The organism is Phocaeicola barnesiae DSM 18169 = JCM 13652 (assembly GCF_000374585.1).
GTDB classification, from domain to species: Bacteria; Bacteroidota; Bacteroidia; order Bacteroidales; family Bacteroidaceae; genus Phocaeicola; species Phocaeicola barnesiae.
Genome location: NZ_KB894668.1, coordinates 1 through 12,649, shown reverse-complemented (window position 1 = coordinate 12,649; position 12,649 = coordinate 1). Strand labels below are relative to the sequence as shown.

The window sequence follows — 12,649 nt, the reverse complement described above, 5'->3', positions numbered from 1 at the left end:
AGTTGGTGTAATGTATTTTGATTATCCATTAGAACAAGGATTAAGACTCAACCACGGCGTCCGCACACTTCCGGCCTCTCCTTGTATTTTGATTATCCATTAGAACAAGGATTAAGACAAAAATTGCCACGAGGCGGATGGCGTTATGTGCTGCGTATTTTGATTATCCATTAGAACAAGGATTAAGACACCAATTCAGAGCGGCTGTAAGACCACTCCAAAGTATTTTGATTATCCATTAGAACAAGGATTAAGACCAGTTCGTTGAAGCGTAACACCTCAACTTGATGTTTGTATTTTGATTATCCATTAGAACAAGGATTAAGACAGAAAGCAGACATCATAATAGGTGAAATAATTTGTATTTTGATTATCCATTAGAACAAGGATTAAGACGCCGACAGACCAGCCGGTGATGACGGTAGCTTTGGTATTTTGATTATCCATTAGAACAAGGATTAAGACAGCTAAGAAGGAAAGATCCCAACCAATTGCAATTGTATTTTGATTATCCATTAGAACAAGGATTAAGACAAATCCGACATCTCTATGATTATCTGATCTGAATCATTATTATCAGTAAAGTTTCATACTTGATACGAGTCAATCTTGCTGCTGCGAGTATTTGGCTATGGCGGTAGCTAATCCTGCCGTGATACATCTATTGTAACTTTTAGCCTACAAAGATAAGTTAAGGAGCACTTTAATAATGTGTTATCCGATATGAATGAACTTATTGATTTATAACATTACAAGATACTTAGCAGAAAAAACTCTTTAAATAAAAAAGTAAAAAATTTGGTTTATTCAGACTAAATGCTTAATATTGCCAATGGTATGTTAATATATTTTGTGTCAAAAGACCTTTGTTAGCCCATAGGCCTGTTTATTGAAATGATAATTCCGTTGAATCGTCATTATTTAATAATGATGTTCTCTTAGTATAAGTTCGACAAAATAGAGAATATGCTTATTTGTTTGTATTTGACGGAATGGACTGTTGGAACTTTGTTTATAATTAATCGAGAGTATGAAAAAACTAGTAACAAGTGTATTTCTGCAGTTCTTGCTTCTCTTCTTTTCCTCGGAGTGGTGCATGTTGCAGGCGCAATCTCAGGCGAAAGAAGCGATGAGGAAAGAATATCCCCAATTGATGGAGATTTATGGGAAGAAACTGGAAGTACAGCATGCACATTATATTTTTGCGGTAGACATATCGAGTTCTATGTTACCCTATGAAACCGTGGTAAAAAAGAACTTTGAGGCATTTGTTAATGCCATTCCAGATGGGGATCAGGTAACTCTTATCCGTATGGCCAGGGAGGATTATACTGATTTTGTAGGGCTGTTTAAATGCATCACCCTTACTCCCGAAACACGTAAATCGTTGGTAGATGTGCTTTATTCCCCTCAATTTGCCTTTTTGAAAGATGGAAATCCTCGAAACGGATCAGACGGTTATACCATGTCACGGAAAGTGTTGGAAGCTGTTAATACCGTAGGAAGTACGGATTTGACTTTTATCTACCTATTGACAGATTTTGAGTATTGGACATCCAGACATCACTATGATAAGGATGCTGAAGATTGGGGAAAACTGGAAGGTCTCCTTTCGGCGGAGCGTAAATTTTCTTTGTGCAAATATGGACTGGAGCTGAATTTCGATGATCCTAAATTGAGGCAGAATGCTATTTTCAAGGATGAATTGGATAAAATATTCGGAAAGGTGGATTATCAGGCTGTTTCGTCGGCCGATGTGCTTTCCCAGTGGTTCTCGCATACCATTTCCAATGTAATGGCAGCTAAAATGAATAGTATGCTTAAGAAAGACTGGGCTGTTTTATGCGATTCTTTAAATCCAAGGATTGAAACTGACGGAGAAAAAGTGTTTTTGCGGACTACGGCTTTTTCTACTCCGTTAGCGACTGGCCTGAAGGCTAAAGCAGAAGTTTCGGGACCTTTTTTTCAAAGGGAAGAGGATGTCGCCGGCTTCTATCCTTTGGGAGAGCCTGTTCTGCTGGGTGAGATAGTGAATTCGGATAAGTCGTTATTGCCGGGTTTCCTCAGTCGGGAGAAGGCTGATGTCTTGCTGGATATAACTGTTGATTCTCCGGTGGAGCAGGAAATTAAGAAATTGCAGACTCTATGTGGGGAAAGAAACGGAGGGCTTATTGAATGTACGTATCAGAAACTGCTGGAAATGCCGGCGTGCCGGTTGTGGAATTCTTTCATTCCATTATGGGTCTGGGTGGTTATGGCTTTGATTCTGGTGATAGTAATCGTTTCTGTTTTATATACGGCTTTTCTGCTGAAGGTAAAACGTTCGTGGATAATAACGGTAGTGGAAAAGAATGCAGACGGAAAGACCCGTCGTATAAATGGAGATACGGAGGAACTTCCCTATCGTATCGGACGGGACGGGATGTTGGCGGTACGTGGTGCCGACTGGGTGCTGGTCCTGACTGCCAGAAAGTATAATCCGCTGCTTTTCTGGAAAAAGAGTGGTTTCTATGTCAGTCTTTCAGAGGGTACGTTTGCGGAGATTACAGATGCCTATACCAAAGAGGTGAAACATACGTTTTCAGTAGGAAACGAAATTTTTCTGTTTTCTCATCGGAAACCTGAAGCGATAACCATACAACTTTCCGGAAACGGAACGAAATATTGTGTAGATTTAAATTGATAACCTTAAAAACATATTACTATGCCAGTTAAAGCATATTTTATCGGTTTGGGAGGATGTGGACTCAAGACCGTATCAGAACTTTCCAGAAAACTAGGCCCTCAGAATTCCAATGATCCTGAGTATCTGTTTACTTACATTGATACAGATGGAAAGACTTTGGAACAGATAAATCGAGAGCAGATATTGATATATAATCAAGATTTTGTTAATTTGGGTGATACCAATCCTTATCAGGTTTACCGTAATAATCTGGGAGGAAAGACTCCTTCGGCCAAACGCTTGCGTGAGTGGATGATAGAACAGGAAAAAGGACATGGGTTTACTTTGAGTAATATCCCTTTGTCTGAAGGAGCCGGAGCAGAGCGTATGGTGGGCCGTGTGGCTATGTTGCATAACTATCGTGCCATAGAGGGAGAATTACGGAAAAAAATAGCCCGTTTTCAAGATGAAAAGAATAATGGAAACACTGTAGACTTCAATATCTGGCTGTTTGCTTCTTCGTGCGGTGGTACCGGCAGTTCTCTTACATTGGATACACTTTATCTCATTAAGTGTCTTTCCAACAGTAGTGTGGGTAATCCAAATTTGAAGCTCGTTTTATTTATGCCTGAACCTTTTATAGAAGCTAATAGAGGAAACGTGCGCTATAAACTGAATGCATTTTCCTATATGTGGGAACTTAACGCTTTCCGTCTGAAGAGGAAAGAAACCGAGTGTTTTAAGAAATTCTCTGTAGTACCTAATACTCAAGATGTGGGAGCTTGGGAACTGTATCGTTATATAATACCTGTAGATGTAGAGACCAACTTTAATACGAAAATACCTTTAAACAGCCTTTATTCTACTGTGGCTGAAATGATATATTATCTGAATAAGGGTAATGCTTCCAACAGTATGATCAGCAATCTGTGTAATGACCTGAATGCCATTGGCGGAGTGACAACACATAATGATACGAAATTTGAATGGACACAGAGTCTTATAGCTTGTGGTTACCGCGTGCTTAAGAAGGCCAATCAGGAGTTTGAGGAATACATCCAGACCCGTGGAGTGTATGAAGTATTGAAATACGGATTGTTAGGCGAGGATTTACCCGAAGACGCAGCCATACGGAACGAAGCTAAGAAAACTTTTGGAAAAGACTATATTCTGTCGTATCTGTTAGATGTAGAATCGGAAGAATGCAGGGCAAACGAAGTCAGTCTGCAAAATATGTTAGATGAAAAATATGCAGAGATACGCCGGCCTTCTGCCGATGCTTTCGATAAGTTGAAGGCCAATGGGTTCATGACACAGATAGAAAGTGTAGAGGAAGAGTTCCAGACCATAAAGGAAGAGGTGTTCAGTAAACTGAAGAGCAGTATCAATCAAGGAATTAGTAAAAGTATACGGGAGAATGGCTTGCGTTATACATGGTCAGTGATTAATTTGGTTGATGATTTTTATCTGGAACCTTTGTGTAAAGACATATTGGTTCTTAATAAATGTGATGTGGAAGAATTGGCAAACAGAAAACGTACTGAATGTATGCGGTTTTTGTCTGAAGGTGTTACCAAGAAGAATGCATCTGCCGTATTGAAGTTGATGGAAGAATACCGTGATGCCTTAAAGAAATACAACTGCCTGAAACTTTCCATTGAACTGATTGAGCAGTTGACGGAATATCCTCAAGGATACTTGGAATTGATTAGAAAAGGAAAAGGAGAAACAACAGGTTTACGTCAGTTGATTGATAAGGCTACCGAATTGTGTGGAGTTAAGGAAGATGATTACCGCAGACTGGCTAAAAAATTTAGGGAAACAGAGAATGATGCCTTGACGGTGTATTTGCCCAATCTGAAGGACATCGCTACGGGAAACAATGTTGACTGGTCGGTAGATAATCTTTTTGACCGGCTTTATTGCAATACAGTATTGGAACATGTTTCTATTAAAGATCCTGTCAGTGGAAGTTATAGACGTATACCGGTACGGAAGAATGAAGGACTGAATAATCTTTCCAGTTACATAGAAGCTATTGATGAAACTTCCAAGGTATTTGTAGAACTGGCCTTGAGTGATGTTTTTGAGTTCAAGAAGATTTTTGAGAAAAGGATTGTAAATCCGTTGATGACGGCCATTCTGAAAGTGACAAAGTCTGAGGGAACATTGGCTAATGCGTGGCTGGAAAAAACGTTGGAAGAATCGTTGAATGATCCAGATATGTTGCCTGTCGGACAGAGCAAGGAGGTATTTCTTTCCAAACTGGCAGCAAGGGACAGAATTCCTGTGCTTTATCCTATGGCCTTGGGTACTACATCGCCTACAATTTTGCGCTATGTCTATGCTGGAGCTTCCGAGCAATTGGCTGAACAGTTAGGATATGTGAAAAAAGATACTAACTGTCAGTTTGTGCAGGATAATGAGATGCCTGACCGTTTCCTTATCTTTAAAATGCCGATGGGACTTGATTTCTTTTCGTATAAATATTTCATGGATATACAATCTCAGTATCTTAGGTTGCAACCGGAAATTAAAAACGGGGAATATGGATGCCATATTCATAAGGCATTTGCCTGTCTTGATTTGGATGAAGCTGTTTCTGCTGTGGATATGGTCAATGTCCGAAGTTATTTATATTATTTCTTTAAGGCTTTGTATTACCAGAATGTCATTAATTTGCTGAAAAATAGCAGACCGGAAGCATATAGGCAGATTTTTGGAAACTATTCTATGGTTGACATAATCGGTGGAAGCACATCGACTACGGAATCGAACGAAGATAATATGATAGATTTAAGTGCTTTTACGGATAATAATAGTACGAAGAATGAGGAGGATATGGTATCGTGGACGGATAATGAAGTGGCTGATAATTTTATTCGTGTAGAGATTGATGTCCAAAGAGGAAGTGTGGAAGTTGTTTTGCACGAAATCACGATAAACGGAGATGATGTAATAGAAATCGGCGGTGAAGAACACAGGCTTGAAATCAGGAAAATGATTCCTTGTGTATCTTTTGCCAAGAAGTTAGTGGAGATGGACTGTTTGGAGATACTTAAAAGTGTGGATGTGTTGGAAAAACTGATTCGGTCTGAAAGAACATTGACGGAGGCTGTAAAAGGTGTTTCTGCCGAGGCTAAAAAAGAAATTATGCGAAAAGGTTCCAAGGAGGTACCTAAATTTGCGATCTTCATTGAAGCTTGGATTAAACAGAAAAAACAAGAGGATTTGTCTTTATTGAAGTTGATATCTGAATCTCTCGTTAAATTTTAAGGGAATATGGCCACTCCATTATGGATTGTGAATTTTGCAAAGAAAGATTCGATAGAGTCTTTCTTTGCGGTGTATTGGAAAGCGGTTCTTCAGAATATTAGTCAGGTGAATGGAAACATTCCTTTGCGCTGGTTTCATATTACAGATGGAAATCTTATTGATAACCATCGGGAAGTTATCGACGGGATTGCCCGTAGATTGACCGAAGATACCATGCAAGACGGACAAAATCTGGATAAGCTGATTCCTTCTGCTACTCGACAGGATAAACACCTGAATGTAATATTTATCGGAGATTTGACTGACAAGCGTACTTTGGAGCATTTTCATACGTTGGCTGCAGATTTGAGGGCTAACCTGTTAGGGGATAATCCGTGGAACAGTATGCCTGTTATCAATTTCTATGGCCTGCTATGGAGGCCAAATACGGTGAATTTCACTCCAGGTGTACCAGAAGAGGCTCAGGCTTTCCTGAATGAATTAAATACGTTGATGTGTTTGAAAAACACCAATCTGCGTCCGTTCCGACATGTGTTCTTGTTTGAAACTTCGATCAAGGAAGAAGAAAAGAAGGAAGGTATGAAGGCTATGGCTATGACTGCTTTACATATCGCTTTGGGACAAAAGCCGGATATGGATTCGGGGTTTATCAATGCAGGCATGGCTGGAATGTTCTATGAGAAGGAGGTACAGAAAGAGAACGAAGCTTTTTTGTTGAGCAACATTCTGCTTAATGCGTTTGCACATAGTACAGAACCTGAATTTTATGACGGGAAAGAGGCTTCTGATTATGTAAAATCGTGTGATGGTTTCTTGAACTCCGTACATGCCAAAGAAATAGGTCAGGCTGTAACAGAAGATTGTCCGATGCCTGGACAGGAAGCTTATGCTTGGGATGTAAAGAGTACGGTTTCACCTTTCAGTCTGAATCTGAAGAAAGTGTGGAGTCAGTATTATGGTAACTATCTTGTTAATTTTAAACGTAATCTGGTTAATAAAACAAAGAAAGGAGTTTTCCAGTATGCGATAGATTACAAGACAAAGTTGTTTGATAACCAGCATAATTATATAAAGGAAAAATCCAAAGAACTGGAGGATAAGATTTTTGGCATATTTTCTGTCGCTACACCTTCCAAGGTAGTGGGTATACAGCAAGGAATAGCCGTTTTGGATATGATTCACGAACGCATCAAGCAGGCTGCGGCTGAACTGAATACAGAATGTTATCAGGCTTTTCAAATGCCTGACAACCTGAAAAAGGCCTATGAACAGGTGAAGAATGAACATCAGACACCGGACGATACCATGAATGTATTGGAAGGAAAATTGAGGAATCATCCGGTCTTTGTTCTTTCTATGCTGGTAAGAGCTGCGGTTTTAGGATTTCTGTTGGCTTATTTCGGTATTTTCCTGATTCAGTTTGTTGTACAGAAAGAACTGATGGCTCTAGATTGGTTTGCTGAACATCCGATGATAACAGGGACTATCTTGTTTGTATTACCTCTTATTGGAGCTTTCTATCATTTTAACGGGTATGTGGCACGTATTAAGGCTTTGAAAGAACAATATGTGTCGTGCCTACTGATGAAATTGCAGACTGAACTGGTTGGGGAAATCAGAAAGACGGTGGACAAAACGTATCATGAACTGGATGAGTTTTGTATTTGGCTGAAGAAAAACAAACTGGAATTTCTGCAAAATACCTTGTCTGCTATTCCTCCGTCTGACTTCAGTTTCACGGAATCAGCTCGTTTTCAACCTATTTTGAAATGTGCGGTTTCTAATGGCACGGAAGATAACCGGTTGTTGATACCGATAACATCCGTTTATGAGGAAAGGAGTCCGGAGGTTAAATTGACTGGAAACTTTAATGGAAAAGATATACTGGATGCGCCTCCTTTAAATTATATCACCATCCAAGGAAATGATTATACTTTGGCAGAGGTTATATCGGATTCTACCTTACATCTGAAGAGTAAGCTTATCAAGGAACTTTTGCGGTCGGAAGCTACTGTCTACTCAAATGTAGAAAAGGAAGTGAGGTTTGGAAAACGTACTTTGCCGAACACTAAACTTTTGATACTGGATGTATCAGGAAGTATGGCTGGAACTGCCTTACAGGAACTGAAACAGGCTGTATCACGATTGTCGGTCGATACATGTATCAAATGGATTGCTTTTAATGACGGTGTAGTTTGTACCAGTGAGGATGGAATGGACATTATGTCATTACAGGCCACTGGAGGTACTTGTTATATTCCACCGTTGGAAAAGGCACAGAAACTTATGGAAGACTGTTATGTTGATCAGGTTATTCTGATAAGTGACGGACAGCCTTTTGAATCAATAGAAGATATATTGGATAAGGCTTATGGATTGAATCAGCCTATCAACATTATTTCAATTGGTGATATAGGTCGGGAGACAATGCAAATATTGGCCGAAAAGACAGGAGGTACGCAAATCGTCGTTGAGCATGCATCGCAGCTGGAAAAACAATTGGGCAATAAATTGAATGTATTGCTTACAGCTGGTGATAAAGGAACCTTTGTTTTCGGTGACTTATTACGCAAATGTCATATACCGGGGTGTGCCAGAGCATTATATAATTTCTCAATCAATCGGATGGTAAGCGCTGAATTTTCTATAGCCAGTTTGCTTGTGAAATACGGTGATAAGGAAGGACTGACTGAATGGGGAAGAGTGGCTAGTGCCAGTTGTCGTTATCAGCAGGCTGCTAGCAGACAAAATCCTCGATGTTGGTGCAAAATGGTGGCAGATATACGTGAAGAGGATTTATTGAAGAAACTTTATGAGGCTATTCCAGGTATAGAAGTTGAGAAGTTGACTGAAGTGCCAGACATGTTCGCTTTTTTGCTTTGTATGGAATCGGTTGAGCTGAATGATTTGCAATGGGCAGGTATCACGCAGGAAAGCCAGTTGATTAACCAAAAGAACAGACTGATGGAATATGGAATTGGAGTAACCGAAAAGGCGCTTAATATTTACGGAAAAGAAATAACAATGAAAACATAGTAGTATGGAAAGTTTTATATCATTGCTTTGGATTTTACTCAAGGTAGGTTTAATTATAGGAATCGCTTATTTCATATTCAGAATGGTGCTATGGCTCTTTTTATGCTATGCGAAGGTCTATTATACCCGTGAATCGGGAGAACGTGTTTTCGTCGGTTATCTTTGGCGGAAAAACGCTAACCAATATACATTGTATGACGGTATTCCTGTCTTAGGAGCCAGTAGAATCGGTTGCATAAAACCGGTAGATAATTCCATTTATCTGAAGACGATGAATGACCAGCATAATTATGTGGAGATTCTGCAGGGTAGATTCACTGATGATGGTGAAGTGTACGACAATACGGCGTGTGTAGCTGTCTGCAAGCTTTCTGAAGAGAAAAAGGCGATAGCTCTGTCTATTGATAATAAGACGGAGGTAGCTTATGCTACCGGAAGTCGTCGGGCTAGGCAGGAACTGATGATTCGTGCTGCCGCTGTAGGCACTTTGTGGAAGTCTGTGGAAGATAGTGAGGCCGATTGTCCTGATGTACGGATTGGATTTGTGGATTTGGCATTACCGGCAGCCCTCGTCTTCTTGCTGTTTTACATTCCTTTCAGTCTGGTGGCACATTCATTTGCCTTATTCCCTTTCTTGGGATGGGAAGTTTCATACACCTTGAATATGATTATCTTTTATATATGCATTGCTTGGATATTGTACGGTGTTAAACATGCCATGACGTTACGCAACCAATCTTTGGCTTTTATGCTGGGATTGATTGACCGTAATGTAGGAGTTGGAACAATCAATATTGTCATTATCGTTTTGTCTATTATCGGTGTATTGTCCTGCACTTTCATTACAAGTTATACCATGCTTCCTTTATTTTTGGTATTGGCCTTTGCTTTTATTATGAATCAGAGATGCTTCAATGGCTTGTGGAAACTGTCTGAACCATGTTCTACTTGGGGACGCAAATGGAAAAGAACGACAAGTGGAGCTTCGAAGTCTGTAGCTTTTCCACAGGGTATATCAGGAAAGACGCTGGTAGAGCGTACTTTTGACTGGGGACCTGCTTTGGATTTAAAAGGGATTACGCATCAGCATGAACAGGTGACAGTTCGTTTGTATGAAGAAGATTTTAAGGATTCTCAAGCTACTGGTACTGTCAGAAACAAAAATCCTTTCAGAAAAGGAGTGAATTCCACTGAAGATATATTGGATTTTGCAGGTCAAGTATTGAAGGGGAGTGATGAAAATGCAAACAAGGTGGAAGAAACGGCTTTGGTGCAGATTATTAACAGTGGTTATCAGATTTGCCAACGTTATAATTTGGCTGATTTCGAACTGTATAGTCTTGTTCTTTTGTTTTGTCAAACCAACATACGTTATATTTTGGATGAAGAATCGGAACCTATTAACAGATGTCACGAATATTTTCGTTTCCCCTCCGAAACCTTATATGACGGTGAAGGAGACTGCGATTGTAAATCGGTACTGGCTTATCGTATATTCGAACTTTTGGGTGTAGATGTAAATTTTGCTATTCTTAAAATGGGAGATAGTGATTACTTGAACCATGCGGGCATTATACTTAAGAAAAATGCCAGTGCCATTGTGCCGTTACCTCCTGATTTTAAGGAATATGCTCCTAATAAAGGGGTGTATTGTGAACTTACGGGAGAGGGATATGCTCCTGGAGAGTTGCCCCAAGGAGTAAATATTGATTCTATCATGACCTTTAAGAAAGCCACGGTTGTATGAAAAAATATGTTTCTTTTCTGGTTATTCTGGTATTGTCCGCTCTTTGGAATGCCTCATTAATGGGCTGGTATTTGGTAACCCGTTATGAAAAACCACTTGTTATGGCACAAATACCAGAATCTACGCGTCGCTTTCTTATTGAGCTGAATGATCGCCTATTGACAGGTATCAATGACCATTTTATTATACATCAGGTTGATTCTTTATCGGATGATGCTTGGGATAATAGTGAAGATTTTGGTCACCAGACCAATATGATTAAAGGAGAGGATGATACTTTGTTTGTCTTTTATGCTGATGTACAGGATTCTATGCTGATAAACCGTGCCCGTCTATATGCTTATGATGCTATAGAACCTATGAAACAATTGATGGGAGATTATGTATATCCTTATCAGGTAAAAGGCAGAAAACTTCCAATTTATCTTTGCACAAAGGAAGGAAGTTACCAGAAAGTTTGCTCCGGACTGGTAGGTAGTAATTCCGATTTCTCTGATTCTTGGGGCTTGTGTGTTACTCAATATAGCGGTGTAGAAGTCATGACAGTAGGTATTGTGATTAATAATCATAGTATTTTTACTCGGCGTGAGCATGCGGAAGAATACTTTAAGAGTACGCTTTGGCATGAGATGAATCATTATGTTTATTTTCAATCGTTGAAATTGAGTCGGGAAGTAACTCCTTATGTATGGGTGTTTGAAGGTTTGGCTGAATATTTTGCTTCTAAAGTGTGGAAACAAACAACCGATTTGTCTGTAGAAGAACGTCAGAAGGCTTTACAGAATCGATTGGAGTCTACTTTTAACCCTTATATCTATAATTATTCAGGAGGAGAATTGTTTTACGAATATTTAGAGAGAAAGTATGGGGAGAGATATGTGAGTCAGTTTGTACGTTTTCTTTATGAACAACCTTTGTCTCAATCTCTAACAGGTATCGGGTTGGGGGTGGAATTATGTGAAAAGGAGTGGAAAGAGTATGTTAAGACTCATTATATAGATTGATCTAAATCTATTGTATGTTAGATGATAGTCAAGGTTTCGTTAAATAAATGGTGTATTTAAGCGAATGTTTTATTCAAAAGTTTTTTAGAAGTTGAGACTATTTTTATGAAATTTTTGTTGGGGGTACTACCCTGAACCGCCAGCTGCAACAACACGTCGCATCGGTTACTTCCGGAAAACAGCTGATGCATTCACAAGTGATACGCTCGTCGATGGTACGGGCGAAACCGGCATATTCTATCTCACCTACAGGCTTGCAGGGGTGGAACGGCATACCTTTGCGTTCGCGTGCCCGCTGTACACGGCACTCCCGGGTCCGATAAACCAATGTTTTTCCGTCGTCTTCCCACAGAATATCCGCTTCGTTCAGGTTTGCGTAGAAACGTAATTGCAGGGCATGGGCAAGTCCTTCCAGACCGGGACGTTCGGGAAGTTCCAGAAACTGCTTGATACGTTTGGCTTCGATGACGGTAAACCGTCGCCAGGCTTCCGCATCGTGATACATGGCTTCGTCCATACCGAGTTTCTGTTCGACCGACTGGAACCATACACCGTCCATGGCCAGCCAATTCTTGGAATAATCTTCAATGTAAGCATTCAGCAAACCCCGTATTGTGAAAACTGCTAATGCCTGTATTTACATGTTTTTTAAAAATTTCAACTTGTCTTTGAAAATGTTGAAGATATTCGAAGATTTCTATCAAGGTCTATTAAAGGCTGGGAATTTTCTCTGAATAAGTCAGAGACATTAGTAGATGTCTGTGACTTTTTCAGAGATTTCTCAAAGAATCTTCCTGTCTTTTAAAGATGATGGCAGTAACTCTGCAAGATCCCTGGAGTAATCACTATCGTATTCATGTACGTGGTTAAGAAAATAGTTCATCCAGCCCTTGAAGTCCACATCGGCGGCCTTGCAGCAAC

At 39.8% G+C, this 12,649-nt stretch carries 6 protein-coding genes and 1 CRISPR repeat array; of the genes, 5 read left to right on the top strand and 1 reads right to left on the bottom strand.

Annotated elements, in window-relative coordinates; all coding sequences use genetic code 11:
- Positions 1–12: 12 nt before the first annotated feature.
- Positions 13–534: direct repeats of the CRISPR family, unit length 35 nt; unit sequence GTATTTTGATTATCCATTAGAACAAGGATTAAGAC.
- 496 nt (positions 535–1,030) lie between these two features.
- The 5 genes from C510_RS0115630 to C510_RS0115610 are packed head-to-tail and all read left to right on the top strand — an operon-like array spanning position 1,031 to position 11,728.
- Positions 1,031–2,683, top strand: a complete 1,653-nt coding sequence (locus tag C510_RS0115630; RefSeq protein ID WP_040366385.1) for a hypothetical protein — start codon at positions 1,031–1,033, stop codon at positions 2,681–2,683.
- Between the two features lie 21 nt (positions 2,684–2,704).
- Positions 2,705–5,941, top strand: a complete 3,237-nt coding sequence (locus C510_RS0115625) for a tubulin-like doman-containing protein (protein WP_018712205.1) — start codon at positions 2,705–2,707, stop codon at positions 5,939–5,941.
- A 6-nt stretch (positions 5,942–5,947) separates the two neighbouring features.
- Entirely contained in the window at positions 5,948–8,977 is a 3,030-nt protein-coding gene (locus C510_RS0115620; protein ID WP_025892904.1) for a vWA domain-containing protein, read from the top strand.
- Between the two features lie 4 nt (positions 8,978–8,981).
- Entirely contained in the window at positions 8,982–10,724 is a 1,743-nt protein-coding gene (locus tag C510_RS0115615; protein WP_018712203.1) for a hypothetical protein, read from the top strand.
- Positions 10,721–11,728, top strand: coding sequence for a DUF2268 domain-containing putative Zn-dependent protease (locus C510_RS0115610; RefSeq protein WP_018712202.1), 1,008 nt, complete (start codon positions 10,721–10,723; stop codon positions 11,726–11,728). The genes C510_RS0115615 and C510_RS0115610 overlap by 4 nt, the downstream gene beginning before the upstream one ends.
- Positions 11,729–11,831: 103 nt before the next feature.
- Here the strand turns inward: C510_RS0115610 and C510_RS0115605 are convergent, their stop codons facing one another.
- A complete protein-coding gene (locus C510_RS0115605) occupies positions 11,832–12,332 on the bottom strand; it encodes a DUF6125 family protein (RefSeq protein ID WP_018712201.1) in 501 nt (166 codons plus the stop codon).
- Between the last annotated feature and the right edge of the window lie 317 nt (positions 12,333–12,649).

Bases quoted from the DNA above. Each gene is read 5' to 3' on its own strand.
- C510_RS0115630 (WP_040366385.1), top strand. From the start codon at position 1,031: ATGAAAAAACTAGTAACAAGTGTATTTCTGCAGTTCTTGCTTCTCTTC.
- C510_RS0115625 (WP_018712205.1), top strand. From the start codon at position 2,705: ATGCCAGTTAAAGCATATTTTATCGGTTTGGGAGGATGTGGACTCAAG.
- C510_RS0115620 (WP_025892904.1), top strand. From the start codon at position 5,948: ATGGCCACTCCATTATGGATTGTGAATTTTGCAAAGAAAGATTCGATA.
- C510_RS0115615 (WP_018712203.1), top strand. From the start codon at position 8,982: ATGGAAAGTTTTATATCATTGCTTTGGATTTTACTCAAGGTAGGTTTA.
- C510_RS0115610 (WP_018712202.1), top strand. From the start codon at position 10,721: ATGAAAAAATATGTTTCTTTTCTGGTTATTCTGGTATTGTCCGCTCTT.